20 protein-coding genes and 1 pseudogene are annotated in these 25,421 nt (G+C 60.0%); 16 read left to right on the top strand and 5 right to left on the bottom strand.

Annotated features, from left to right (window positions below; genetic code table 11):
* Positions 1–3 precede the first annotated feature (3 nt).
* The gene (locus AC3ISR_RS17475; RefSeq protein WP_017737716.1) at positions 4–396 is read right to left on the bottom strand and encodes a MerR family transcriptional regulator; all 393 of its coding nucleotides are present in this window, start codon (positions 394–396) and stop codon (positions 4–6) included.
* A gap of 105 nt (positions 397–501) precedes the next feature.
* On the bottom strand, positions 502–1,437 hold the full coding sequence (locus AC3ISR_RS17470) for a LysR family transcriptional regulator (protein WP_192296618.1): 936 nt from the start codon (positions 1,435–1,437) through the stop codon (positions 502–504).
* Positions 1,438–1,588: 151 nt separating this feature from the next.
* Here AC3ISR_RS17470 and AC3ISR_RS17465 point away from each other — a divergent pair, with 151 nt between their 5' ends.
* Positions 1,589–2,818 (top strand): acyl-CoA dehydrogenase, encoded by a 1,230-nt coding sequence (locus AC3ISR_RS17465; RefSeq protein ID WP_226456421.1) that lies wholly within the window; start codon positions 1,589–1,591, stop codon positions 2,816–2,818.
* A 124-nt stretch (positions 2,819–2,942) separates the two neighbouring features.
* Here the strand turns inward: AC3ISR_RS17465 and AC3ISR_RS17460 are convergent, their stop codons facing one another.
* Both AC3ISR_RS17460 and xthA read right to left on the bottom strand, forming a co-directional pair.
* Positions 2,943–4,274 (bottom strand): substrate-binding domain-containing protein, encoded by a 1,332-nt coding sequence (locus AC3ISR_RS17460; RefSeq protein WP_192296616.1) that lies wholly within the window; start codon positions 4,272–4,274, stop codon positions 2,943–2,945.
* A gap of 363 nt (positions 4,275–4,637) precedes the next feature.
* Positions 4,638–5,450 carry an exodeoxyribonuclease III gene (gene xthA, locus AC3ISR_RS17455; protein ID WP_192296615.1) on the bottom strand — a complete coding sequence of 271 codons (813 nt, stop codon included), beginning with the start codon at positions 5,448–5,450 and terminating at the stop codon, positions 4,638–4,640.
* Between the two features lie 170 nt (positions 5,451–5,620).
* Between xthA and AC3ISR_RS17450 the strand changes: the two genes are divergently transcribed.
* The 3 genes from AC3ISR_RS17450 to AC3ISR_RS17440 all read left to right on the top strand — a co-directional run bounded on the left by AC3ISR_RS17450 (position 5,621) and on the right by AC3ISR_RS17440 (position 11,734).
* The gene (locus tag AC3ISR_RS17450) at positions 5,621–6,271 is read left to right on the top strand and encodes a GNAT family N-acetyltransferase (protein ID WP_192296614.1); all 651 of its coding nucleotides are present in this window, start codon (positions 5,621–5,623) and stop codon (positions 6,269–6,271) included.
* Positions 6,272–6,335: 64 nt separating this feature from the next.
* Positions 6,336–8,063, top strand: a complete 1,728-nt coding sequence (locus tag AC3ISR_RS17445) for an autotransporter assembly complex protein TamA (RefSeq protein ID WP_463983554.1) — start codon at positions 6,336–6,338, stop codon at positions 8,061–8,063.
* The gene (locus AC3ISR_RS17440) at positions 8,063–11,734 is read left to right on the top strand and encodes a translocation/assembly module TamB domain-containing protein (RefSeq protein ID WP_463983555.1); all 3,672 of its coding nucleotides are present in this window, start codon (positions 8,063–8,065) and stop codon (positions 11,732–11,734) included. The genes AC3ISR_RS17445 and AC3ISR_RS17440 overlap by 1 nt, the downstream gene beginning before the upstream one ends.
* A gap of 113 nt (positions 11,735–11,847) precedes the next feature.
* On the opposite strand, the pseudogene AC3ISR_RS17435 reads toward AC3ISR_RS17440, so the two are convergent.
* Positions 11,848–12,027 (bottom strand): annotated as a pseudogene (locus tag AC3ISR_RS17435) (hypothetical protein); the annotation flags it as partial.
* A gap of 314 nt (positions 12,028–12,341) precedes the next feature.
* On the opposite strand from AC3ISR_RS17435, the gene AC3ISR_RS17430 reads away from it, so the two are divergent.
* The 12 genes from AC3ISR_RS17430 (at position 12,342) to AC3ISR_RS17375 (ending at position 25,313) form a co-directional block, all read left to right on the top strand.
* Positions 12,342–12,815 (top strand): MarR family winged helix-turn-helix transcriptional regulator, encoded by a 474-nt coding sequence (locus AC3ISR_RS17430; RefSeq protein WP_226456416.1) that lies wholly within the window; start codon positions 12,342–12,344, stop codon positions 12,813–12,815.
* On the top strand, positions 12,812–14,263 hold the full coding sequence (locus AC3ISR_RS17425) for an efflux transporter outer membrane subunit (RefSeq protein WP_463983556.1): 1,452 nt from the start codon (positions 12,812–12,814) through the stop codon (positions 14,261–14,263). Before AC3ISR_RS17430 ends, AC3ISR_RS17425 begins: the two co-directional genes overlap by 4 nt.
* Positions 14,264–14,278: 15 nt before the next feature.
* Positions 14,279–15,478 (top strand): HlyD/EmrA/EmrK family protein, encoded by a 1,200-nt coding sequence (locus tag AC3ISR_RS17420; protein WP_192296609.1) that lies wholly within the window; start codon positions 14,279–14,281, stop codon positions 15,476–15,478.
* The gene (locus AC3ISR_RS17415; RefSeq protein WP_192296608.1) at positions 15,478–17,007 is read left to right on the top strand and encodes a DHA2 family efflux MFS transporter permease subunit; all 1,530 of its coding nucleotides are present in this window, start codon (positions 15,478–15,480) and stop codon (positions 17,005–17,007) included. The genes AC3ISR_RS17420 and AC3ISR_RS17415 overlap by 1 nt, the downstream gene beginning before the upstream one ends.
* Positions 17,008–17,257: 250 nt before the next feature.
* Positions 17,258–19,651, top strand: a complete 2,394-nt coding sequence (locus AC3ISR_RS17410) for a type VI secretion system Vgr family protein (protein WP_463983557.1) — start codon at positions 17,258–17,260, stop codon at positions 19,649–19,651.
* 15 nt (positions 19,652–19,666) lie between these two features.
* The gene (gene tla1 / locus AC3ISR_RS17405) at positions 19,667–20,416 is read left to right on the top strand and encodes a toxin Tle1 chaperone Tla1 (protein WP_463983558.1); all 750 of its coding nucleotides are present in this window, start codon (positions 19,667–19,669) and stop codon (positions 20,414–20,416) included.
* Positions 20,413–20,934, top strand: a complete 522-nt coding sequence (gene tli1a, locus AC3ISR_RS17400; protein WP_463983559.1) for a Tli1a family immunity protein — start codon at positions 20,413–20,415, stop codon at positions 20,932–20,934. The genes tla1 and tli1a (AC3ISR_RS17400) overlap by 4 nt, the downstream gene beginning before the upstream one ends.
* A complete protein-coding gene (tli1a, locus tag AC3ISR_RS17395; protein ID WP_463983560.1) occupies positions 20,922–21,524 on the top strand; it encodes a Tli1a family immunity protein in 603 nt (200 codons plus the stop codon). Before tli1a (AC3ISR_RS17400) ends, tli1a (AC3ISR_RS17395) begins: the two co-directional genes overlap by 13 nt.
* Before the next feature lie 138 nt (positions 21,525–21,662).
* Positions 21,663–22,148, top strand: coding sequence for a Tli1a family immunity protein (gene tli1a, locus AC3ISR_RS17390; RefSeq protein WP_463983613.1), 486 nt, complete (start codon positions 21,663–21,665; stop codon positions 22,146–22,148).
* Entirely contained in the window at positions 22,136–22,738 is a 603-nt protein-coding gene (tli1a, locus tag AC3ISR_RS17385; protein ID WP_463983561.1) for a Tli1a family immunity protein, read from the top strand. Before tli1a (AC3ISR_RS17390) ends, tli1a (AC3ISR_RS17385) begins: the two co-directional genes overlap by 13 nt.
* Positions 22,726–25,050, top strand: coding sequence for a T6SS phospholipase effector Tle1-like catalytic domain-containing protein (locus AC3ISR_RS17380; RefSeq protein WP_463983562.1), 2,325 nt, complete (start codon positions 22,726–22,728; stop codon positions 25,048–25,050). Before tli1a (AC3ISR_RS17385) ends, AC3ISR_RS17380 begins: the two co-directional genes overlap by 13 nt.
* Positions 25,050–25,313 (top strand): PAAR domain-containing protein, encoded by a 264-nt coding sequence (locus tag AC3ISR_RS17375; RefSeq protein ID WP_192296603.1) that lies wholly within the window; start codon positions 25,050–25,052, stop codon positions 25,311–25,313. The genes AC3ISR_RS17380 and AC3ISR_RS17375 overlap by 1 nt, the downstream gene beginning before the upstream one ends.
* Positions 25,314–25,421 lie beyond the last annotated feature (108 nt).

Genomic DNA, 25,421 nt, shown 5'->3' with positions numbered 1-25,421 from the left:
TGATCAATGGCCAACCTGGCTCATGGTGTGGGCCAGGGCCTGGGTGCAACGCTCTTCGGCGGTGTCCAGTTCCAGTTTCATCTGTTCGATGTCCAGCAGTTGCTGCTCCAACTGCTCACGGCGCTCGGCGATCTTGCTGAGCATGCTGTTGAGCTGGATGTGGTTGCCGCTGGTGGGGTCGTAGAGTTCGATCAGTTCGCGGCATTCGGCCAGGGAAAAGCCGATACGCTTGCCACGCAGGATCAGCTTGAGGCTGACCTTGTCCCGCGCCGAGTAGATGCGCTCCTGGCCCCGGCGTTCCGGGGCCAGCAAGCCTTGTTCTTCATAGAAGCGAATGGCGCGGGTGGTGATGTCGAGCTCGCGGGCGAGGTCGGAGATGCTGTAGGTGGTACTCATGGCGGTGCCCAGGAAGAAGTCTTGGGCGCTAAGCTAATGGCTGCTTGACGTTAACGTCAAGCAGGTCGCCGTCCGTAGCAAGAGCGCTTGCCACAAAAAGACCACTCAAGCCTGCTTGCCATCCAATTTCTTTTCGTGCGCCGTCACCTGCTGGCACAACTCGATCATCTGCTCGCGCATCCAGCGGTTCGCCGGGTCCTGGTCGGTGCTTTCGTGCCAGTAAAGATGGGTTTCCACCGGCGGCACGTCGTTCACCGGCAGGTTGAACCAGTGCAATTCATGACGGCGAGCGAAGCGTTCGGGCACGGTCATGACCATGTCGGTCTGCTGCAACACCTGCGACGCCATCAAATAATGCTGGGAACGCAGGGCGATCTTGCGTTGCAAGCCCATCTTGCCCAGTGCCAGGTCCACATGGCCCAAACCGTTGCGGCGGCTGGAGATATGAATGTGGGTCAGCCCCAGGTAATCATCCAGGGTCAGCTTGTCCTTGCCCGCCAGCGGGTGGCCCTTGCGCATCGCGCACACGTAGCGGTCTTCCATCAGCTTGACGTGGCGCACCTGGGGGTCGGTGTTGAGTGGCGCGTCCACGGCGAAATCCAGGCGCCCGGCAGCCAGCTCCTTGGTGGTTTCGCGGCGTTTGGACAGGAAACTCTCGATCACCACCGTGGGTGCCAGGCGGCGCAGGCGCTGGAACAGCGGCGGCAAAATCACCGCTTCGGTGAGGTCGGTCATGCTGATGCGGTAGGTCTTGGCCGCTTGCTGCGGATTGAAGATGCGGCTTTCCTGCACCGACACCCGCAACAACGACAGCGCATTGCGCACCGGGCCGATGATGTTCTGTGCCATCGGTGTGGGCACCATGCCCTGGGCAGTGCGCACGAACAGCGGGTCGTTGAAGGTCTCGCGCAGACGCGCCAGGGCGTTGGACACCGCCGGCTGGGTGATGCCCACGATCTGCCCGGCGCGGGTCAGGTTGGCTTCGGTGTAGATCGCGTCGAAGACGATAAAGAGGTTGAGGTCGACCTTGCTCAGATTCATTTCGTTGCGCTCTTATTGTTAGGTGGTCATACGTCGATCATATATCGGTGATGAATGTTAATACACGCCGAGAATAGGCTAGGTAAATTATCAACGCTGTTCTAGCATCGATTGCATGACCTAAACAACCTCTCAGAGAAGGGAGCTGCTCATGGATTTCGCCTATTCGCCCAAGGTTCAGGAACTGCGTGAACGCGTCACTGCGTTTATGGATGCATACGTTTACCCCGCCGAGCCGGTGTTCGAACGCCAGGTCAGCGAAGGCGACCGCTGGCAGCCCACCGCGATCATGGAAGAGCTGAAAGCCAAGGCCAAAGCCGAAGGCCTGTGGAACCTGTTCCTGCCGGAATCCGAGCTGGGTGCCGGCCTGACCAACCTCGAATACGCGCCATTGGCCGAAATCATGGGCCGCTCCCTGCTGGGTCCGGAGCCGTTCAACTGCTCCGCCCCCGACACCGGCAACATGGAAGTGCTGGTGCGCTACGCCAACGAAGAGCAGAAACAACGCTGGCTGCAACCCCTGCTGCGCGGTGAGATCCGCTCGGCCTTCGCCATGACCGAACCGGACGTGGCCTCATCCGACGCCACCAACATGGCCGCCCGCGCCGAGCGCCAGGGCGACCAATGGGTGATCAACGGCAAGAAATGGTGGACCTCCGGCGCCTGTGATCCGCGCTGCAAGATCCTGATCTTCATGGGCTTGAGCAACCCCGACGCACCGCGCCACCAGCAGCATTCGATGATCCTGGTGCCGGTGGACACCCCTGGCGTGAAGATCGTGCGCCCGCTGCCGGTATTCGGCTACGACGACGCCCCCCACGGCCACGCCGAAGTGCTGTTCGACAACGTGCGGGTTCCGTACGAAAACGTCCTGCTCGGCGAAGGTCGCGGCTTCGAAATCGCCCAAGGCCGCCTTGGCCCAGGCCGTATCCACCACTGCATGCGCTCCATCGGCATGGCCGAGCGCGCATTGGAATTGATGTGCAAACGCTCGGTCAGCCGTACCGCGTTCGGCAAGCCATTGGCGCGCCTGGGCGGCAATATCGACAAGATTGCCGACTCACGCATGGAGATCGACATGGCACGCCTGCTGACCTTGAAGGCGGCGTACATGATGGACACCGTGGGCAACAAAGTGGCGAAAAGCGAAATCGCCCAGATCAAGGTGGTGGCGCCGAACGTGGCGTTGAAGGTGATCGACCGCGCGATCCAGATCCATGGCGGTGCGGGGGTGTCCAACGACTTCCCGCTGGCCTACATGTACGCCATGCAACGCACCCTGCGCCTGGCCGATGGGCCGGATGAAGTGCACCGGGCGGCGATTGGCAAGTTCGAGATTGGCAAGTATGTGCCCCGGGAGTTGATGCGCAGCGGGCAGTAAGTAGGACCGAGTCGCCTGCATTCGCGAGCAAGCCCGCTCCCACACTTTGATTTGTGAACACATTCAAAATGTGGGAGCGGGCTTGCTCGCGAAGAGGCCAGTGTTAACAACACAAAACCAGGGTTCAGTACACCCAAACCTCCACCCGCCGATTCTTGATCCGGCCCTCATCCGCCGTATTCGCCGCCACCGGCATCTGCGCGCCAAACCCGCGAATATCCCTCAGCACCACGCCGCTCTTGACCAGCTCGCGCCGCACCGCCATGCCCCGCAACTTCGACAGCAGCGCCGCACGCTGCGGGTCATTCTTGGCATCGCCAAAGCCCACCAGGGTGACTTGGCGGTCGAGCTTGTCGTGGCCTTTGAGATACGCCACCACTCGCTGCAAATCCTGGCGTGCCTTGTTGTCCAGGCTGGCGCTGCCTTCTTCGAAACGAAAGTTCACGGTCAGGCGCTGGGCTTCACGGGCGATGCGTTGATAGTCCTCAGGCATCGACGGGCGCGGTTCCACGGCCATCGCCTGCACCTGCTGCGCGATAAACCCGTTGGCGGCGACAATCGCCTGGCCCTTGCTGCTCTGGCTAAAGTCCACCAGCGCCTTGGCCCACGGGTTATGGCTGGACGGCGGCAGATAGAAAAACAGTCGGCGCGACAGTGGGTAGTCCTCGGTGGCGATCAGGCTGTTGAGCGGCAACATCGACTGCGAGTCACCATCGACAATCGCCACGGCCTTGGCCTGGCGCACATAGGGCAGGCCGATAAAGCCGATACCCTGGGGGTCCTGACTCACGGCATCGGACAGCTGTTCACTGGACTCGAAGCGTTTGGCCGAAGCCGCCAGCGGTTTGCCGCGCAGGCGCAGCACCAGTTCCTTGAAGGTGTCGTAGGTGCCGGACTGGTCATCCCGCGCATATAAATGAATGGCGCCGCCGACACCGCCCAAGGCCTCCCAGGAGGTCACTTCACCGTTGAAGATCTGCGCCAGTTGCTCGGTGCTCAGGCTGGCCAACGGGTTCTGTGGGTTGAGGATGATGGCCAGGCCGTCGATGGCGATGACCTGCTCGGCGTCGGGGCTTTTCAGGTCGCCGAGGGGCTCGAGGTCGACCAGTTCGCTGTCCTTGATCGGGCGGGATGACGCGGCCAGGTCGGCGCTGGATTTTTTCAGCGCGGCAAACCCGGTGCTGGAGCCGTGGGCGGCGATCTCGATCAATACGGTTTTGCCTTGGCGATTCTTGCCCAGCACCCGCAGCTCATTGGCGCCGTCGCCGGGTTCGCTGTGCACCGCTTGCAAGCCCTGGTGCTCCATCAACCCCTTGACCAACGCCGGCCCCAGTGCCGCGCCAATGGTGTTGGAGCCCTGGATGCGCAAAGCAGGGCCTTGATCGGGAACGGGCAGGGCGGCGCACACCGCGTGGAGGGGAAACAGAGTCAGCAGGAACAGAGCGCGCAGCCGCATGCCGGCACCTTCTTGGGCCAAAGGGAGTGCCGCGAGAATAAGTCAGTAAGATTGCGTAAATATGACAGGTGTTCACAGGGCGAAAATGTGGGAGCGGGCTTGCCCGCGAAAGCGCAATGTCAGAAAAATATGCACTGACGGACCCACCGCATTCGCGGGCAAGCCCGCTCCCACAGTTGAGTGGTGTTGATGCTCAATAGGCGCTCGGCTGGAGATCGCCCAGGCACTGCCAATCCCCTGTGGTAGTTGTCGAGCTTTAGCGAGGCTGCGAAGGCGGCGGTACTGTTGGTGGAGATGTTGGCCTCCACCATAGAATCTCCCACACCCGCCCGCTCCCACGGGTTGCCTGGGTGCAACCTGAGATCAGCTCAATTCAAGCCAGATCGGTGCGTGATCAGACGGCTTTTCCAACCCGCGCAATTCGTAATCCACCCCCGCATCCTTGACCCGTGACAGCAAGCCATTGGAGGCCATGATCACGTCAATCCGCAGCCCGCGCTTGGGCTCATCCTCGAACCCTCGGCTACGGTAGTCGAACCAGCTGAAACGATCGGCCACATCCGGGTTCAGGTGACGGAAGCTGTCCACCAGGCCCCAGTTCTTCAGGCGCGCCATCCACTCACGTTCTTCCGGCAGGAAGCTGCACTTGCCGGTTTTCAGCCAGCGCTTGGCGTTGTCCGGGCCGATGCCGATGTCGATGTCTTCCGGCGAGATGTTGATGTCGCCCATCACCACCAACGGCTGGTCATTGCTGAACTGGCTTTCCAGCAGCTGTTGCAAGTCTTCATAGAAGCGCTGCTTGGCCGGGAACTTGGTCGGGTGGTCGCGGCTTTCACCTTGTGGGAAATAGCCGTTCATGATGGTGATCGGAGTGCCGTGCTCGTCGGCGAAAGTGCCCCAGATAAAACGGCGCTGGGCGTCTTCTTCATCGCTGGCGAAACCTTTGTGCAGGCTCAACGCCGGCTTGCGCGAAAGCAGGGCCACGCCGTAGTGGCCTTTTTGGCCGTGGTAGTACACGTGATAGCCAAGAGCCTGCACTTCGGCCAGGGGGAACTGGTCGTCGTGGACCTTGGTTTCCTGCAGGCCGATCACATCCGGTTGATGCTTTTCAATCAGCGCCGCCAACTGATGTGGGCGGGCGCGCAGCCCATTGATATTGAAGGAGACGATTTTCATGGTCGGCAGTCCAGTCTGGGCAAAAGGGCGATGCTAGCCGACAAGTCGGGCGGGGGCCAGCGTGGCGGTAGGATGGATGCACTGCTAATGTCTGGGAACGACTGGAGTCGCGTAGGTTCGTACCCATAAGAACGCCATCCTTTTCAATGGCGCCCAGGGAGATCAACTGTATGCCGGACACGTCCACTGCCACCGCCGAAATTCGCCTGCTCAACAGCGGCTATTCCCGCGAAGCCCGCTCCCTGTTGTACCAGGCCTATCGGCATGAGCCGACGTTCGCCTACATCTTCGAAGCCGAACGTCCCGGTTATGAACAGCGGGTACGCGCCACCGTGCGTGAACTGGTCAAGCAGCATTTTTTCCAGAAACTTCCCGCCATCGGCCTGTTCGTCAACGACCGCCTGATCGGCATCGCGCTGATCGCCCCCCCGCAGCGCCGCCTGGGGATCACCGAGAGCTGGGCCTGGCAGATCCGCATGTGGCTGAGCACCGGGGTGCGTGGCACCCGGCGTTACCTCGACTACCACCACGCGGTGCTGGCCTGTCTGCCCGGCGAGGCGGTGCATATGCTGCCGCTGTTGGGTATTCACCCGCAATTCCAGGGCAAACACTACGGCGAGCAACTGCTGGAGGCGGTGCACAATTGGTGCGCCGAAGACCCGCACTCATCCGGTGTGGTGCTGGACACTGGGAATTCTCGCTATCTGGAGTTCTATAAACGCCAGGGCTATGAGGAGATTGGTGAAGTCGCCGTAGGACCTGTGCTGGAACATGTTTTTTTCCACCCCAATCCCCAGGCGTTACATGCTGCAACGGCTTAGCGCAGAATTTTTCAGATTCATCCGAGTTCTAAGAAACTCCCAAGCTCGTGTAGCATCCGCGCCTATGAAGTTTCCAGGAAGATTTACCAGCGGCTTGATTCTGCTGTTCACAAGCTGCGGCGTGTTGGCGCAAAGCGAATTGGACGTGCGCATCAAGCCCTCAAACGACGCGTTGAAAGCCAACATCGAAGGCTACATCGGCGGGGTGGGCGATCGTGATGAAGAGGCCTTGCTGCGGTTCAGCCGTGGCGCCGAGGAGCAGGCGCGTAAAGCGGCCCAGGCCTTGGGCTTCTACCAGCCACAGATCGAGAGCGACGTGAAGGGCGGCAAGAACCCGCGCCTGATCCTCACCATCGACCCCGGCGAACCGGTGCATTTGCGCGACGTGACCATTCGGGTCGACGGCCAGGCCGCGAACCTCAAGGCATTTCGCGTGCCCGCCAGCGACGACCTCAAACCCGGCGCTGTGCTCAACCACGGCCATTACGAAGACGCCAAGCGTCTGATCCAGAACCAGGCCTCGCGCTACGGCTTTTTCAGTGGGCGCTTTACCAGCCAGAAACTCGCGGTGGACCCTAAGGCGGGTGTCGCCGACATCGAACTGATCTATGACAGCGGTCCGCGTTATACCCTGGGCCAGGTCAACTTCAAGGGCGACACGCCGTTCGACGAAGAACTGCTGCAACGCATGGTGCCGTTCAAAAGCGGCGCTCCCTACGATTCCGAACTGATCGCCGAGCTCAACCAGAACCTGCAAGCCAGCGGCTTTTTCGAAGGCGTGCGCGTGGACGCCGCGCCCGCCGCCTCGGCCAACGATGTGATTCCGGTAGCTGTGCAACTGCAGACCCGCAAGCCACGCACCATGGGCCTTGGTCTGGGTTTCTCGACCGACGTCGGCCCACGTGGCAAGGCCAACTGGACACGTCACTGGGTCAACCCCCAGGGCCACAGTTACGGCTGGGAAGCCGAATTGTCGGCACCTCGGCAGAACGTCGGGCTGTGGTACGACATCCCGCTGGACCCGCCCCTCACCGACAAACTGCGCTTCGCCGGTGGCTATCAGAACGAAGAACTGGCCAACACCGACACCCTGAGTAAATTGCTCACCCTCGGCCCCGAATGGCACAGCAAGCTGCCCAGCGGCTGGACCCGGGTGATCTCGCTCAAATACCAGCGCGAAGAATATCGCCTGGGCAATGATTCCGGCCTCAGCAACCTGGTGATGCCGGGCATCAGCTATTCCTACCTGCGCAGCGACAACCGCATCGACCCGCACCACGGCTACCGCCTGCAATTTGATTCCAAGGTGGCCAAAGAAGGCCTGGGCTCCGACACCAACCTGCTTTACGGCACGGCCATGGTCAAAGGCCTGACCACCTTGTGGCACAACCACCGCTTCCTTGCGCGCGCCCAGGTCGGCGGCAGTGCCACCAATGGCTACAAGTCAGTGCCGCCGTCGCTGCGTTTCTTTGCCGGTGGCGACCAGAGCGTGCGCGGCTACGAGTACCAGACATTGTCCCCCGAAAACGACCGTGGCGACCGCATTGGCGGCCGCTATATGGTGGCCCTGAGCGCCGAGTATCAATATTCCATCGCCGAGAAATGGCGGATCGCAACGTTTATCGACCAGGGCAACTCGTTTAATACCCTGGAAATGCCCAGCTTGAAGACCGGCGTGGGCGTCGGCATCCGTTGGGTTTCGCCGGTGGGGCCGATCCGCCTTGACCTGGCCCATGCCCTCGAAGATCCGGGCGGCGTTCGTTTGCACTTTTCCATGGGGCCTGAGTTGTGATGCGTGGTGTGAAAATAGCGGGCCTGGCCGTGGTGGCGATCCTCGCCGTGCTGTTGCTGGCCCTGTGGGCGGTACTCGGCACCCAGGCGGGCAGCCGCTGGGCCTTGGGCCGTGTGCCGGGCTTGACCGTGGAGAATTTCCAGGGCCATCTGGGTGGTCGCTGGAGCGCCGATCACCTGTTGTGGCAACAGGACAGCAGCCGCGTCGAGCTCAAGGCGCCGACATTGGATTGGTCGCCCGCGTGCCTGTTGCGCATGACATTGTGTGTCAACCAACTGGACGTGGAGCAGGTCAGCCTGCAATTTCCACCCTCCACCGAGCAAAGCAGCGGGCCGATCCAATTGCCCGAGTTGAAACTGCCCGTGGCGATCCAGTTGGGCGACGTTCGTGTCGGCAGCCTGCTGTTCAACGGCAGCGAAGAACTCAAGGGCCTGCAACTGGCCGCGCACTGGACCGTCGCAGGCATGCAGATCGATTCAGTGCACCTGCAACGCGACGATTTGGTACTGGACCTGGCCGGCCTGCTGCAACCCACTGGCGATTGGCCATTGAGCGTTGCCGGCAACCTGAGCCTGCCTTACGCGCCAGGCGGCGCGCCCTGGACTGTCGCGCTGAAAGTCGAGGGCGACCTGCTCAAGACCCTCAAGCTCGACGCCGACAGCAGCGGTTACCTGCCCGCCAAGCTCAACGGCGAGCTGCAACCCCTGGCGGACAACCTCCCGGCGCAGGTGCGGATCATCGCCGATGGCTTCAAGCCCAGCGCCGACTTGCCCGACACCCTGCAACTCAATCAACTCGAGCTCACGGCCAAGGGCGACCTGAAAAGCGGCTACCAACTGCTGGGCAAAGCCGTACTGCCCGCGGAAAAAGGCCCGGTGGACCTGCTGCTGCAAGGCAAGGTCGACGCCAAGGGCGCGCAGATCGCCGGCCTGGACCTGACGGCAGGCGATAAACAAAGCCTCAAGCTCACGGCCCAATTGGATTGGCAGCAAGGCTTCAGCGCCGACGCCAAGATCGATTGGCTGGACTTCCCGTGGCATCGCCTGTACCCAGTGATCGACGAACCGCAGGTGGCGTTGCGTACGTTTAACGGTGAGATTTCCTACAAGGACGGCAACTACCTGGGCAACCTCAAGGCCGACCTCGACGGTCCCGCCGGCAAGTTCAATGTGGTCACGCCGTTCAGTGGCGACCTCCAGCAAATCTTCCTGCCCGAACTCAAGCTCACCGCCGGCCAAGGCAAGGCCGAAGGCCACTTGAACGTGCAGTTCGCCGACGGCATCGCCTGGGACACCGCACTCGACCTGTCGGCGCTGAACCCGGCTTACTGGGTCGCGGAACTGCCCGGCACCCTCGCCGGACCGTTGCGCAGCAAGGGCGAGTTCAAGAACGAGCAGCTCAAGCTGAACGCCGACCTTGACCTCAAGGGGCGCCTGCGTGGGCAAACCGCCGTACTCGCGGCCAAGGCCGAAGGTGCCGCTGATCAATGGACCCTGGCCAACCTGGATATACGCCTGGGCGACAACCGCATCAACGGCAGCGGCAGCCTGCAACAACGCCTCGCCGGGCAGATCGACATCAAGCTGGCGCGCCTGGCCCAGCTGTGGCCGCAGTTGCGGGGGCAAATCAACGGGCGTCTCGACGTGGCCGGTAGCCTCAACGCGCCCCAAGGCAAACTCGGCCTCAAGGGCCAGCAACTGGCCTTTGCCGACAATCGTCTGCAAAGCCTGAGCCTCGACGCCACATTGGATAGCGCCCAGCGCGCGAAGATCGACCTCAAGGGCAGCGGCATCCAATCCGGTGACACCCAGGTCGGCACCCTGACCGCCAGCGCCGCAGGCGACATCAAGAACCAGAAGGTCCAACTCGACCTGGCCGGCCCGCTGGTCAAGCTCGCCCTGGCGTTGGACGGCAACCTCGACAAAGGCAACTGGCGCGGGCGCCTGGCCAGTGGCAATGTGCAAGCCGGCGGCCAGGACTGGAAGCTGCAAGCCCCGGCGAAAATCGAACGCATGGCCGACGGCAAGTTGACCTTCGCCGCGCACTGCTGGGTGTCCGGCTCTGCCAGCCTGTGCGGTGAGGATCAGCGCCTGATGCCCGAGCCCAAGCTGCGTTATCACCTCAAGCAATTTCCCATCGACAGCCTGGCGGCGTTTCTGCCCAAGGACTTCGCCTGGCAGGGCATGCTCAACGCCGACCTGCAACTGGACCTGCCCAACAGCGGCCCCAAGGGCGTGATCGCGGTGGATGCCGGCAGCGGCACCTTGCGCGTGAAGGACAAAGACCAGTGGTTGGACTTCCCCTACGACACCTTGAAGCTGGAAACCACCCTCAACCCCAAGCGCATCGACACCCAGCTGAACTTCCATGGCGGCAAACTCGGTGAACTGACGGTACAGGCGCAGATCAATCCATTGCCGAAAAACAAGCCGATCACCGGCAACTTCAGCCTGGTCGGGCTGGATCTGGCGGTGGCGCGGCCGTTTGTGCCGATGGTGGAAACCCTCAGCGGCAAGCTCAACGGCAACGGACGTATCTCCGGTGGCCTGCTCGCGCCGCAGGTCAACGGCAACGTCAATCTGGTGGGGGGCGAAGTGTCCGGCCCGGAACTGCCGATCAGCCTTGAGGGCCTCAACGTGCAGGCGCTGATTGCTGGCGAGAGCGTGCAACTCAACGGTGGCTGGCGCAGTGGCAAGGCCGGGCAGGGCAGCCTCAAGGGCCGGATCGACTGGGGTCGCGCCCTGGCGGTGGACCTCAGCCTGCAAGGCTCGCAATTGCCGGTCACGGTGGAGCCTTACGCCGTGCTCGAAGTGGCGCCCGACCTGAAAATCAGCCTCAAGGATGACAAGCTGGCCATCGCCGGCAAGGTGCAGATCCCACGCGGTGACATCACCGTGCGGGAGTTGCCGCCGTCCACGGTCAAGGTCTCCGGCGACACCGTGATCATTGGCAGCCAGACCGAAGAGGGCAAACCGCCGATGGCCATGGCGATGGACATTGATGTGGCGGTGGGCGAAGACAAGCTCAACTTCTCCGGCTTTGGCCTCACCGCCAAAGTGCAGGGGCACGTGCACATCGGCGACAACCTCGACACCCGTGGCGAGCTGTGGCTCAACGATGGCCGCTACCGTGCCTATGGGCAGAAGCTCGATGTGCGTCGCGCGCGGTTGCTGTTCGCAGGCCCCTTGGATCAGCCGTACCTGGACATCGAAGCGATCCGCAAGACCGACGACATCATCGCCGGTATCCGTCTGAGCGGCAGCGCCGAGCAGCCCACCACGCAAATTTTCTCCGAGCCGGCCATGAGCCAGGAGCAGGCGTTGTCCTACCTGGTGCTGGGGCGTCCGCTGACCACCACCGGCGAAGACAACAACATGCTTGCCCAAGCCGCACTGGGGCTGGGCTTGATGGGCAGCGCCGGGGTTACGTCGGACCTGGCGAAGAACCTGGGTATCCAGGACTTTGAACTCGACACCCAAGGCAGCGGTACCACCACGGCGGTGGTGGCCAGCGGCAAGATCACCGAGAAACTCAGCCTGCGCTACGGGGTGGGGGTGTTTGAGCCGGCGAGCACGATTGCGCTGCGGTATTTGTTGAGCAAGAAGGTGTACCTGGAAGTGGCGAGTGGCGTGGCCAGCTCGTTGGACATCTTCTACAAACGCGACTTTTGAGTCATACACAGTAAAAAATGTGGGAGCGGGCTTGCTCGCGAATGCGGTGGATCAGCCAATGAATCTGTTGACTGACACACCGCATTCGCGAGCAAGCCAGCTCCCACATTTAGTTATGGGTGTTCCTGAAGTTGTGGGGCGCACTTCAAGTCCAGCCGCTCATAATTGAGCGCCTTGTTGCGTTCCCCTAACGCATAGTTCGCCTGGCACTGCTGCTCGCCCCATTTGATCACCACTGTGCCGGTATCCTGCTCGACCAGGGCCAGGGCCTTGCCGTTGGGATCGGAACTAGCACCCGTGCAAACGTCTCGCCCGCGGCCCTGGCTGTAGCTGGCGCTGACATCCATCATCGAGGTGCGCCCGCCGGCGTGACGACCGCGAGGCAAGCAAACTGTTTTAAGAAAGTCATGGGAAGGAGGGTGTCGACTGGCCAAAAGGCTACTCAGATTACTCAGCGAAGGCGTCACACCCCATCAGGCAATCCTTAGAACCCCACCATTCATCCGCCAATTACCAAGCAAGCTAATAATTTCTTTTGACATTCGCTGCCTAGGCAGTAACATCTTGTCATACAATCACTGCCTAGGCAGTAATAAGGTGACTTCCGATGCCCCACTTCACCCCTGACAGCTTTCGCAACTGCCACCTCGGCCTGCTCCTTGGCCGGGCGGCGCTGCTCAAGGACCGCATTATCGACACCCATATGGAGCCGTACGGCGTCACTGCCGCGCAGTTCAAGGTGTTGATCATCATTGCCCAGTTCGACGTGGACACCCCGGCGGAGCTGTGCCGCCACCTGTCCCTGGACAGCGGTTCCATGACCCGCATGCTCGACCGCCTGGAACAGAAAGGCTTGCTCGCGCGCCAGCGTTCCGAGCAGGACCGGCGCCAAGTGCGCTTGGTGCTCACCGAAGACGGCCAGCGCCTGGCCGACATGCTGCCGCACATCGGCGCCCAGTCGATGAACGAGTTGGCCGGCGCCCTGGAGCCCGGCGAGCTGCAGACCCTGGAGCGGATTCTCAAGAAAATTCTGGTAGCTGCCGGTGACGCCATCGTCATCCAGCGGGTAGGTAATCAATGAACACACGTGCACTCAGCCTGGTGCTGGTGGCCATGAGCATGGCCGGTTGCGCCAACTACAGCGGCCTCGACACCCAAGGCAAACGCCTCGACGCCGGCACTTTGCAAACGGGTAAGACCTTGAGCGACGTGACCCTGTCGAGTGCCGCCTGGCCCAGCGCCGATTGGTGGAAAAGCCTTGGCGACCCACAACTCGACGGCCTGATCCAGGAAGCCCTGCAAAACAGCCCGGACATGCAAGTGGCCAGCGCCCGTGCCCACCAGGCCGAAGCCGCCGCCTATGCCGCCGACGCGGCGCGTATGCCAACCCTGGATGCCAGCGCCGGTGTGACCCGCTCGCGCTTGGCGAAAGACCAGGACCCACGCGGGCAGGGCGATGCCTACTCGACCGTGCGCAATATCGGCGCCAGCTTCAACTACACCTTCGACCTCTGGGGCGGCCAGCGTGCGGCCTGGGAAGCGGCGTTGGGCGAGGCGCGTGCCGCCCAGGTCGACCAGCAGGCTGCGCGCCTGACCCTGGCCGCCAATGTGGCCAAGGCCTACAGCGATCTGGGCCAGGCCCATATCGTGCGCGACCTGGCCAATGACGACCTCAAGCGCACCCGGCAGATGCTCGACCTGGGCAAGCGCCGGCTGAACTCGGGCATCGACAGCCAATACCAGTACCAGCAGACCGAAAGCCTGGAAGCCAGCGCCCAGTCGCAACTGATCGACGCGGAAAAACAGCTGAAAAGCGCCAAGATCGCCCTGGCCGTGTTGCTCGGCAAAGGCCCGGACCGTGGCAATGAATTGGCCCGGCCCAACGTACTGAAACCCAGCGCGGTCGCCGTGCCCTCGGTGCTGCCGGCCGAGCTGCTGGGGCGGCGCCCGGACCTGATCGCCGCACGCTGGCGGGTCGAATCGGCAGGCAGGAACATCGATGCCAGCAAGACGCGCTTCTACCCCAACCTCAACCTGAGCGCGAGCGCTGGGGCCGAGTCGTTGCTGGGCGATGCGATGTTCGGGTCGGCCAGCCGCTTCTTCAACATTGCACCGACGATCTCACTGCCGATCTTCGACGGCGGCCGCCTGCGCGCCGACCTCGATGCCCGCGACGCCGACTACGACCTGGCGGTGGCGCAGTACAACAAAACCCTGGTGCAAGCCCTGGGCGATATCGGCAACACCCTTTCGCAACTGCGCGACACCGGCCGGCAGATCCAGGCCCAGCAACATGCCGCGGACATTGCCCAGCAGTCCTACGACACCGGGGTACAGCGCTACAGCTCCGGGATCGGTAACTACCTGGATGTGCTGAGCATCGAGCAGCAATTGCTGCAGGCCCAGCGCCAGCTGGCGACGCTGAACGCCGCGCAGATCGATCTTTCGATTCAACTGATGCAGGCCCTGGGCGGCGGCTACAGCGCCGACAACGTGGCAGCGACCACCCCAGCCACACGCACGGAATAATTTGAGGTACTTGTCATGGCCACTGCCGAAAACACCAACGCAACCGAACAACCGAAAGACAACAACCCCCGCAAACGCAAAGTGATGCTGATCGGCCTGGCGCTGATCGTCATCCTCAGCGTCGTCGGCGTGTGGGCCTGGCACGAACTTTACGGTCGCTTCAGCGAAAGCACCGACGACGCCTATGTGAACGGCAACGTGGTGGAAATCACCCCGCTGGTCACGGGCACCGTGGTCAGCATCGGCGCCGACGATGGCGACCTGGTCCACGAAGGCCAGGTGCTGGTCAACTTCGACCCGAACGACGCCGCCGTCGGCCTGCAAAGTGCCCAGGCCAACCTGGCCCGCACCGTGCGCCAGGTGCGCGGCCTGTACAGCAACGTCGACGGCATGAAGGCCCAGGTCAACGCGCAGAAAGCCGACGTGCAAACCGCCCAGGACAACTTCAACCGGCGTAAAACCCTGGCCCAGGGTGGCGCGATTTCCCAGGAAGAACTGTCCCACGCCCGCGACAGCCTGACCGCCGCGAAGAACGCCCTGACCAACCTGGAGCAACAACTGAAAACCACCAACGCGCTGGTGGATGACACCGTGATCAGCTCCCACCCGGACGTGCAAGCCGCCGCCGCGCAACTGCGCCAGGCCTACCTGACCGATGCGCGCAGCACCCTGATCGCGCCGGTCACCGGCTACGTCGCCAAGCGCACCGTGCAACTGGGCCAGCGCGTGCAACCAGGCACCGCGTTGATGGCGGTGATCCCGCTGAACCAGCTGTGGATCGACGCCAACTTCAAGGAGACCCAGCTGCGCGATATGCGCATCGGCCAGCCGGTGGACATCGAGTCGGACATCTATGGCAGTGACGTGAAATTCAGCGGCACCATCGACAGCCTCGGCGCGGGCACTGGCAGTGCGTTTGCCCTGCTGCCGGCGCAGAACGCCACGGGTAACTGGATCAAGATCGTGCAGCGGGTACCGGTGCGCATCCACATCAACGCCACCGAGCTGGCCAAGCACCCGCTGCGGGTGGGCTTGTCGACCCAGGTCAGCGTTGACCTGCACGACCAGAGCGGCCCGGTGCTGGCGCAACAGGCGCCGCAAAAAGCCTCGTTCAGCACCAACGTGTATGACCGCCAGCTCGCCGAGGCCGATGCCATGATCACCCAGTTGATCCATGACAACAGCATCGCCGCGCCCAAGGCTGTGCAACGCTGATGAGCAATAACGCCTCCTTCACGCCACCCAGCCTGTTGATGGCCACTATTGGCCTGTCGCTGGCGACCTTTATGCAGGTGCTCGACACCACCATCGCCAACGTGGCGTTGCCGACGATTTCCGGCAACCTTGGCGTGAGTTCGGAGCAGGGCACCTGGGTCATCACCTCCTTCGCGGTGAGCAACGCCATCGCCTTGCCGCTGACCGGCTGGCTCAGCCGCCGGTTTGGCGAGGTGAAGCTGTTCCTGTGGGCAACCATCCTGTTTGTGCTGGCGTCGTTCCTCTGTGGTATTTCCACGTCGATGCCCGAGCTGATCGCCTTCCGGGTCCTGCAAGGCCTGGTCGCGGGGCCGTTGTACCCGATGACCCAGACCTTGCTGATCGCGGTCTACCCGCCGGCGAGGCGCGGCATGGCCCTGGCGTTGCTGGCGATGGTCACGGTGGTGGCGCCGATTGCCGGGCCGATCCTCGGTGGCTGGATCACCGACAGCTACAGCTGGCCGTGGATCTTCTTTATCAACGTGCCGATCGGCATCTTTGCAGTGATGGTGGTGCGTTCGCAGCTGAAGAAACGCCCGGTGGTCACCAGCCACCAACCGATGGATTACGTTGGGTTGCTCAGCTTGATCGTCGGTGTGGGCGCCTTGCAGATCATCCTCGACAAGGGCAATGACCTGGACTGGTTCGAATCCAACTTCATCATCATCGGCGCGGCGATTTCGGTGATTGCCCTGGCGGTGTTCATTATCTGGGAGCTCACCGACAAACACCCGGTGGTCAACCTGAAGCTGTTCGCGCACCGCAACTTCCGCATCGGCACCATCGTGTTGATCCTCGGTTATGCGGGCTTCTTCGGGATCAACCTGATCCTGCCGCAATGGCTGCAAACCCAGATGGGCTACACCGCCACCTGGGCCGGCCTGGCGGTGGCGCCGATCGGCATCCTGCCGGTGTTGATGTCGCCGTTCGTGGGCAAGTACGCGCACAAGTTCGACCTGCGTCTGCTGGCGGGCCTGGCGTTCCTGGCAATTGGCTTGAGCTGCTTCATGCGGGCGGGCTTTACCAATGAGGTGGACTTCCAGCACATCGCCCTGGTGCAGTTGTTCATGGGCATCGGCGTGGCGCTGTTCTTTATGCCGACCTTGAGCATCCTCATGTCCGACCTGCCGCCACACCAGATCGCCGACGGCGCCGGCCTGGCGACCTTCCTGCGGACCCTGGGCGGCAGCTTCGCGGCGTCGCTGACCACCTGGATCTGGATTCGCCGCGCAGACCAGCACCATGCCTACATGAGTGAAAACATGACCACCTACGACTCGGCCACACGCAATGCGCTGGATGCCTTGGGCGGGGCAGGGCAGAAAGCCTACACGCAGCTGGACCAGATCCTCACCAGCCAGGCATACATGATGTCCACCGTGGATTACTTCACCTTGCTGGGGTGGATGTTCATGGGGTTGATGCTGTTGGTGTGGCTGGCGAAGCCGCCGTTTACGGCGAAGGCGGGGCCGGCGGCTTCCGGGCACTGATCCACGAAATGTGGAATGCAATCCCCTGTGGGAGCTGGCTTGCCTGCGAAGACGGTGGTTCAGTCGATGCCTTGGTTGACTGACACACCGCCTTCGCGAGCAAGCCCGCACAGTTGGAGCTGTGTTCACATCGGCAACCGACGCTATAGGTTGGGAAGTGCCCTGCTTTTAAAGAGGACCTTTCCGACATTATTCGCCGATAACAAATCTTTACTCTCTGGACTTTCGCACCGTCCAGGGATGACAAGGTATGAATACGAGCGTACTGCCGAGCGCTTTCTTTGATCACAGCCGACACAGACTCAGGGTCTACGGTGTCGATCCGTTGCTCGACGTTCTGGCTTTTCGCGGCGAAGAGCGGCTGAGCCGTCCCTTCAAGTACCACATCGAATTCACCTGCACCGAGCGCGATCTGGCGGTCGACCGAGTGCTGGGCAAACCCGCAACTTTCAGCCTTTTTTCCTTGCCGCCCAAGCCTGTCCTGGTTTGGCAGCCACCTCCAAAAAACAAGCCACTTCGCACCCTGACCGGCGTTGTCACCGGCTTCAAACGCCTGTCTGGTTCCAGTGATGAAGGCCGCTACGAAATCATCCTCGAACCACGTCTGGCGCTGCTGGCGCAGGGCAAGCAATTTCGCATTTACCAGCAGCAATCCGTGCCGCAGATCGTTGAGCACATCCTGCGTAGCCGTCACGGTTTTGAAGGGCAGGATTTTTACTTCCAACTGCTGCGCGACTACCCCAGGCGCGAGCAGGTCATGCAGTACGACGAAAGTGATCTGGCCTTTATTTCACGGCTGCTGGCCGACGTTGGCATCTGGTATCGCTTCGTTCGCGATGAGCGATTGAATCTTGATGTCGTGGAGTTTCACGATCACCAGCGTTACTACCAGTTCGACGTCGAGTTGCCCTATCGACCGCCCTCCGGGCTTGGCAGCGATCAGGACTGTGTGTGGAAACTGCAAACCCACCATCAGGTTGTAGAGCAACACGTCAACGTTCGCGCTTATCAATACCGGGATGCCAATGCGTGTCTCGACGGCGACATCGACCAGACCCGTGGTGCCACCACCACTTATGGCGAGGCATACCACTATGCCGAACCCTACAGCGTGCTCGGGAACAGGCTGGATACTGACGAGGACCTGCCCACCGAAAGCGGCTACAGCTACGCGCGCCTGCGGCATGAACGCTACCTCAATAACCAGACCCGGCTCAGCGGGCTTAGCACCAGTGCAACGCTGGCGCCAGGCCAGGTACTGACCATTACCGGCGGCGCGCCCAAGGCGTTCATGCCCAGGGTGGTGATCACCCAACTGACAACCCGTGCTGCCCGCGATCGCAGCCTTGAGGTCAGCTTCGACGCCATCCCCTATTCGGAAACCGTATGTTACCGACCGCCGTTGCAACCCAAGCCAAGTATCGCCGGCACCGTCCCGGCTCGTGTCTCCAACCCGGGGGTGAACGACCCTTACGCGCATATCGACCTGGAGGGGCGCTACAAGGTCAATTTCCTGTTTGATCGCGACACTTGGACGCGCGGCGAGGAAAGCCTCTGGCTGCGCCTGGCCCGGCCTTATGCGGGGGATACTCACGGCTTGCACCTGCCACTGATCGCGGGCACCGAAGTGGCCGTGGCGTTCGAGCAAGGTGACCCAGACCGCCCTTATATCGCCCACGCCCTGCACGACAGCGCACGCCCTGATCACGTCACCCTGCGCAACTACAAACGCAATGTGTTGCGCACGCCGGCCAATAACAAATTGCGCATGGATGACACCCGGGGTGAGGAGCACATCAAGCTCAGCACCGAATACAGCGGCAAGAGCCAGCTAAACCTCGGTCATATCGTAGATGCCGGAAAGAACAAGCGCGGCGAGGGGTTCGAACTGCGCACTGACGGCTGGGGCGCGATGCGGGCCGCAAAAGGCCTGCTGATCAGTGCGGATCAACAGAGCAAAGCCTCTGGCGCGGTCTTGGCGATGGACCCGGCCACGCAGCTGATACAGGGGGCTGCGCAGCAAATGGCCGACTGGCAGACCATCGCCCAGGCCCACCGAAGTCCTCAACCGGCCATCAACGGTTTACAGCAGTTGCAGGCTGACGCAAAAGACCTGGCAGCCCCGGCCATCCTGCTCAGCGCTCCCCAAGGTATTGGCGCGGTTACGCCGTCCAGCCTGCTGCTCAAAAGCGGCGACGCGCTGTACCTGCAAAGCCACGACGACATCCATCTAGCCGCCGCCCGGCAGCTCTCGGCTCACGCCAACCAAGGCATTTCCCTGCTCGCTCAGCAGCACGGCATGCGCCTGGTCTCGGGCAAGGGACCGCTGGAAATCGAGTCCCACGGTGATTTGCTCAATTTGATCGCACAGCAGGACATCAGCGTGCAGTCGGTGCAGGGGCAAGTGCACCTGACCGCCAGGAACGGCATCACCCTGGGGTGTGGTGGCGGTTACCTGCGGATTCACCCGAGTGGCGCAATCGACATCCACAGCCCAGGCAAGTTGCTCCTCAAGGGGCAGCATGTGTGGGAGGGGCCTGCGGGCCAGAGCTTTGCGTTGCGTGAGTTGCCGCAGTCGGTGTGTGAGGACTGCCTTAAGAGAGCACGCGCAAAGGCCATCACCCTTTTGATGCGTGAAGGTTGATCAGGAGAGAGTGAAATGGCAGCACCTATCCCATGGCAGGACCAGGTCGAACACGTATGTGCCACCGCCGGTGTGCACTCTGTAGATCTGCTGTTTGATCAGGCCGCCTGGCACACCGACCTTATCGGGGCGCTGGAGCAGATAAGGCCAGCGATCCCTTGGTTTTCACTGTTCACGGGAACCCCCGAGGAACACATGCTGGACCAGGCCCCCCTATTGATGCGCCTGGACTTGACCCATTGGCGGCATAAAGCCTGGCTGGAGGAACTACTGACTCACGGCGCAGCCGACGCACGCGTGTTGGTGGTGATCTCGCCGCTGGCCTTTGAAACCCTGAGTCACGCGCTGCGAGCACTTTCGCAAATCCGCTGGGGCGGTAAAGCCGGACTGTTGCGTTACTACGACCCGCGCAGCTTTCCCTTATTGATGTCTTCGATTTTTACCGACCAACAACGCACTGAGTTTCGGCAACTGGCTTTTTTTTGGGGCTGGTTTGATCGAGATGAGCAAATGCAGTGGCTCAAGGGACATGCATTGGGTGGAAAGAGCGCCGTTCACGTTTCACCTTTTCTGGAATTGAGCGACGAACAGTTCGAGTTGATGGGGTGTATCAGCGATGCGCAGGAGTTAATGAACAGCGGAGAGTTTTATCAAGCACTTGGAGGTCGGGAGCAGCGTTTCTCTTTGTTCTACTCATTAGCCTTGAAGGCCAGTCGGGAAAATTATTTTGGTGATTTTCATGAGTATGTAAGGAGCAGGTTATGAGGTTGAAGCGTTGCTTGCTTTGCTTGGGTTTTGTCGGGTGCGGCCTGGCGGCTTTAATGTTGTTGGGGTGTGCGTTTACCGAAAACAAAATGGTGGCCGGGAATATAGCGGCGATTAATCATGTTGAAGGTACTGCGATTAATTGGTTTTCGGTGAATGGGTATAGAGCCCACGGCGGAGGGGGGAGTTCGTGTTGCATCATTTTGCCGGTTAAGTGGCGGCCGGGGTTGGAAGTGGATGTTGAATGGGAGGTTGATCCGAATAGCAATGCTGCTACGCCTCCGTTAGGGACGGAGGAGTTCAAAGCCTTTATGGTCAAGCATAAATCCAACTATCGACGTTACAGCGCATCTGTTGATGTTCCGGAGTGGCCTGAAAAAAAATCTTGCGACCTAAAGGTGCACTTCTTAACTTGCAATCGCGTTGCAGTTACTACTGCTTGCGCGATATATGGTCGACCAGATTATCCGATCAAAGAACCTAGGCGCGCAAAGGAGCCAGTTGTATGTGCGAAGTGACGCGTTTCATGATTAATTTTTTTAGGAGGCAGAGTTTGTTTTTCTCGTTGCTGAGGTCGGTAGTGTGTTTTATTGGAAAGATAAGCGCGGTTTTGAAATGCCTGTGTGGGTTATTGGTGCTTACATTGTTGGGGTGTACGTTCGCTGAAAATAAGATGGTAGCCGGGAATATAGCAGCGATTAATCATGTTGAAGGTACTGCAATTAATTGGTTTTCGGTGAATGGCTATAGAGCGCACGGCGGAGGAGGGAGTTCGTGTTGCATCATTATGCCAGTTAAGTGGCGACCGGGGTTGAAGGTGGATGTTGAGTGGGAGGTTGATCCTGATCGCTTTGCGAAAATAAAAAGAAAAACAATCGGGTTTGGATTTGATGAGGAAGCCTGGGCCAGTCACAAGGCTAAATTTCGACAGTACCGAGTTACAGTCGATGTTCCTGAATGGCCGGAAAAAAAGTCGTGCAGTATGAATGTTCATTTCTTGACTTGTAAGCGAGTGGAGGTGACGACCTCGTGCTGGGTGTACGGTCACCCAAGTTATCCCATCCAAGAACCACTTGATATGAAGGAGCCAGCTGTATGCCCCAATTAGAAAGTAACTCAAAGGATAACGTTTTTGTTCCGACTCGTAAGTCTTGGTGGTCAGGCGATAAAATTATATTGGTAATTTGAGTGAGTGTGTAAGGAGCAGGTTATGAGCCTGAAGAGATGCTTGCTTTGCTTTGGTTTTATGGGGGGCGGCCTGGCGACTTTAGTGTTGTTGGGGTGTGCGTTTACTGAAAATAAAATGGTGGCCGGGAATATAGCGGCGATCAATCATGTTGAAGGTACTGCGATTAATTGGTTTTCGGTGAATGGGTATAGAGCGCACGGCGGAGGGGGGAGTTCGTGTTGCATCATTATGCCGGTTAAGTGGCGGCCGGGGTTGGAAGTGGAGGTTGAGTGGGAGGTTGATCCTAATTCATCCGCAGAAATGCCATCTGTTACGTCGAATAAATTTCACGAGGTTTATGCAAGACACGCTGAGAGCTACAGGGTTTATAGAGCTGTTGTTGCCATTCCGGAATGGCCTGAAAAAAAATCTTGCGACCTAAAGGTGCACTTCTTAACTTGCAATCGCGTTGCAGTTACTACTGCTTGCGCGATATATGGTCGACCAGATTATCCGATCAAAGAACCTAGGCGCGCAAAGGAGCCAGTTGTATGTGTGAAGTGACGCGTTTCATGATTAATTTTTTTAGGGGGCAGAGTTTGTTTTTCTCGTTGCTGAGGTCGGTAGTGTGTTTTATTGGAAAGATAAGCGCGGTTTTGAAATGCCTGTGTGGGCTATTGGTGCTTACATTGTTGGGGTGTACGTTCGCTGAAAATAAGATGGTAGCCGGGAATATAGCAGCGATTAATCATGTTGAAGGTACTGCAATTAATTGGTTTTCGGTGAATGGCTATAGAGCGCACGGCGGAGGAGGGAGTTCGTGTTGCATCATTATGCCAGTTAAGTGGCGACCGGGGTTGAAGGTGGATGTTGAGTGGGAGGTTGATCCTGATCGCTTTGCGAAAATAAAAAGAAAAACAATCGGGTTTGGATTTGATGAGGAAGCCTGGGCCAGTCACAAGGCTAAATTTCGACAGTACCGAGTTACAGTCGATGTTCCTGAATGGCCAGAAAGAGAATCTTGCGACCTAAAGGTGCATTTCTTAACGTGCAATCGCGTTGCAGTTACTACGGCTTGTGCGATATATGGTCGACCAAATTATCCGATCAAAGAACCTAGGCGCGCAAAGGAGCCAGCTGTATGTCCGAAATAAAAAATCAACTTGCAGATAAAGCTTTTGGTGCGCCTGTTTTTCCTCTTGGCGGGCGCTTGCCTAGAGATGTTTCAGTGGTGGATGCTAACTATCGTAGGCAAACTGCTGAAGAGAACCTATTTTGTCGACAGCCTGATTCTGCTGGGAGGAGTCAGCGCTTTGTATGTTGTCATAGCATGCACGTAAGCCTGTTTTTCGATGGGACCAATAACAACGACAATAATGACACCAAAAAGAACCATCCCAGTAATATCGCCAAGCTCTATCATGCGTCGATTCAGGATGATGAAGCTAAAGGGAGCGGCTATTACTCTTACTACATGCCCGGTGTTGGCACCCCATTTCCGGAAGTGGGCGAGTTGGATTACAGCGAGGACGGGTTGAAGTACGCCACCGGAGGCGAGGATCGCATCAACTGGGCTTTGGTATCTGTCGCCGACGCCATGTATTCGGCGTTGGCCGGTGTTCCTTTGTCGCAGGATGATCGTGCGAAAGCGGTCACCAAAATGAGCACGTGGTCTCTGCCCTTGATGAGTACCCTTGGCCCAAGCAATCGTCGCTCCGTAATGACCAGCCTGCTTGCCCCTTTGAAAGCCCGCGTGCCGGTAGCACAGCCCAAGGTTCTAGGAATCAAACTCTTCGTATACGGCTTCTCCCGAGGCGCCGCAGAGGCCCGTACTTTTGTTACCTGGCTAAGCCAGCTATTCGACACGCCGGAAGGCGCCGAGCGCCCCGAACAAAGCCTGATTGGTCTGCCAATCAGCGTCGAGTTTCTCGGCCTGCTGGATACCGTGGCCTCGGTCGGCATCGCTCACGCCGCGCCGTTTTTTGCAGGGCACATGGATTGGGCCGATAACACTCAGTTATTGCCCGACGCCCAACGTTTCCCTGATCTGGTCAAGTGCTGCCGCCATTTCGTCGCGGGATTCGAACAGCGCTCGTGTTTCCCGCTGGATTCGATACGCAATGAAGATGGCAAGTACCCAGCCAACACCATTGAAGTGGTCTACCCCGGCGTTCATTCCGATGTGGGAGGCGGCTACCCAAAAAATGATCAGGGCAAGGCACGCGGTGGTACCAATGAACTAGTTTCACAGATCGCCTTGCACGACCTATATGCCGAAGCCTTCGCTGCGGGCGCACCGTTGCAGGTTCCGGAGCAGGCATTGCCTGAAAGCTTGCAGCGCAACGAATCTTGGCGGAGGTTGGGGCCGGACACAAAAGAGGAGTTCGATATCAGCCCCCTCGTTATCGAACGCTTCAACGCCTGGCGCCAAACCCTCCCAGGCATCCCTTGCGACCCACCCACTGCGACTCCCCCCTGGTCCTACCAACCCATCCAGCTCACCACCACTGTCGAAGACACCCTGGCCGACCAACTGGGCTGGATCACCGGCTGGCGCATCGGCCGTTTTGCCAACGACAGCTACAAACACCAACCCTTCTTCACTCAAGCCCACGAGACCACGGCCTACGATGAGGGCCAGCAACGCGAGCACTACGAAGCGCTGAAAAAGGCTCTCAAAAAACACCGCGAGCAAACCCCTGATGCGGCCAAAACCTTCCCGGGCCCGCCCATCTACGAACCGAAGATCGACCAGACCCAACTGAGTCAGGCCGCTGCCGAGTTCAAGGCCGACTACACCGGCAGCAAACGCGAACAAACCAGCTTGAAGGGTTACGTGCTGGATGTGGTGCTGCGCGACGCGATCTACCTGCTCAACGAAGATGACGAAGCCAAGGACCACGCTGCACTCAAGGCGGCGGGCGAGCGACGTTGCAAACAGCTGTTCCGGGATGACCGAGGTACGCCCAGTACGGAAGAAAATATGGCCCTGCTGGTCGCGCTGTTCGACGATCAAGTCCACGACTCGCGCGCCTGGTTCATGCACGATGCGCTGAAAACCCGTGAGCTGTGGGCCGGTTACTTTTTTTACCGCATGACCTATTTCGGCAATGAAAACAGCCGCGAGCTTTCCCCGGTGGTGGTGGCGGGGCGGATGCTGGGTGTGGCGATGGTGGTTGGGGCCACGGTGTATGGCATCAAGCGAAAAAATGCCCTGGGTGGCCTTGCCGCCGGTATCAGCGGCGCGACCATCGGTTATCAGGTTATCGACAAGGCCACGGGCCTGGTGGTGCCGTTCCTGCCGGGGGCCGAGCAAATCCTCAAGCCAACCGCGCACATCGGTTTGGTGGCCGCCGAGCTGAAAACTCAAATCGCCCAGGAGGATCTGGCCGAGCGCCTGGAACGCACCACTGCCATGTTGCGCGCGGCGGGCAGCTTGTTTGGGATCGACGGGGAGGTGGCCTGATGTTGCCTTTAGTGCGTCTCGGTGATCCTTTGCAGCCCTTTGGCGGCGAGGTTTTGCAAGGCCATTTCCTGGCCTTCGGCAAACCGGTGGCCTGCATGGGCGACCCCGTCCGCTGTAAAAAGCACGGCCTGAACAAAATCAGTGAAGGCACTGCGGGTTCCACAATGGACGGCAAACCTGTGGCGCTGCACGGGCACCGATGTGAGTGCGGCTGCCGTTTGGTGAGCACGCTTGCTACTGCATCGATGGGGGTGTCGCCATGACTCGGCCGCCGCTGTATCCGCAGGTTATTGCGCCGAGAGCACCCCATTGGCGAGGCTGGTGGCTGGCGTTGCTGGTGCTCTTGAGCGTGCAGGCGGCAGCCCTGTTTG

This window comes from Pseudomonas sp. GL_117, assembly GCF_057835125.1.
This window is presented reverse-complemented; position numbering and strand designations above follow the sequence as displayed.

Coding starts and splice junctions, on each gene's coding strand:
- AC3ISR_RS17420 (WP_192296609.1), top strand. CDS start 14,279: ATGGCCACTGCCGAAAACACCAACGCAACCGAACAACCGAAAGACAAC.
- AC3ISR_RS17440 (WP_463983555.1), top strand. CDS start 8,063: ATGCGTGGTGTGAAAATAGCGGGCCTGGCCGTGGTGGCGATCCTCGCC.
- AC3ISR_RS17475 (WP_017737716.1), bottom strand. CDS start 396: ATGAGTACCACCTACAGCATCTCCGACCTCGCCCGCGAGCTCGACATC.
- AC3ISR_RS17460 (WP_192296616.1), bottom strand. CDS start 4,274: ATGCGGCTGCGCGCTCTGTTCCTGCTGACTCTGTTTCCCCTCCACGCG.
- AC3ISR_RS17375 (WP_192296603.1), top strand. CDS start 25,050: ATGTTGCCTTTAGTGCGTCTCGGTGATCCTTTGCAGCCCTTTGGCGGC.
- xthA (WP_192296615.1), bottom strand. CDS start 5,450: ATGAAAATCGTCTCCTTCAATATCAATGGGCTGCGCGCCCGCCCACAT.
- tli1a (WP_463983561.1), top strand. CDS start 22,136: ATGTGTGAAGTGACGCGTTTCATGATTAATTTTTTTAGGGGGCAGAGT.
- AC3ISR_RS17410 (WP_463983557.1), top strand. CDS start 17,258: ATGAATACGAGCGTACTGCCGAGCGCTTTCTTTGATCACAGCCGACAC.
- AC3ISR_RS17445 (WP_463983554.1), top strand. CDS start 6,336: ATGAAGTTTCCAGGAAGATTTACCAGCGGCTTGATTCTGCTGTTCACA.
- AC3ISR_RS17450 (WP_192296614.1), top strand. CDS start 5,621: ATGCCGGACACGTCCACTGCCACCGCCGAAATTCGCCTGCTCAACAGC.
- AC3ISR_RS17430 (WP_226456416.1), top strand. CDS start 12,342: ATGCCCCACTTCACCCCTGACAGCTTTCGCAACTGCCACCTCGGCCTG.
- AC3ISR_RS17465 (WP_226456421.1), top strand. CDS start 1,589: ATGGATTTCGCCTATTCGCCCAAGGTTCAGGAACTGCGTGAACGCGTC.
- tla1 (WP_463983558.1), top strand. CDS start 19,667: ATGGCAGCACCTATCCCATGGCAGGACCAGGTCGAACACGTATGTGCC.
- tli1a (WP_463983559.1), top strand. CDS start 20,413: ATGAGGTTGAAGCGTTGCTTGCTTTGCTTGGGTTTTGTCGGGTGCGGC.
- AC3ISR_RS17425 (WP_463983556.1), top strand. CDS start 12,812: ATGAACACACGTGCACTCAGCCTGGTGCTGGTGGCCATGAGCATGGCC.
- AC3ISR_RS17415 (WP_192296608.1), top strand. CDS start 15,478: ATGAGCAATAACGCCTCCTTCACGCCACCCAGCCTGTTGATGGCCACT.
- AC3ISR_RS17470 (WP_192296618.1), bottom strand. CDS start 1,437: ATGAATCTGAGCAAGGTCGACCTCAACCTCTTTATCGTCTTCGACGCG.
- tli1a (WP_463983613.1), top strand. CDS start 21,663: ATGGGGGGCGGCCTGGCGACTTTAGTGTTGTTGGGGTGTGCGTTTACT.
- tli1a (WP_463983560.1), top strand. CDS start 20,922: ATGTGCGAAGTGACGCGTTTCATGATTAATTTTTTTAGGAGGCAGAGT.
- AC3ISR_RS17380 (WP_463983562.1), top strand. CDS start 22,726: ATGTCCGAAATAAAAAATCAACTTGCAGATAAAGCTTTTGGTGCGCCT.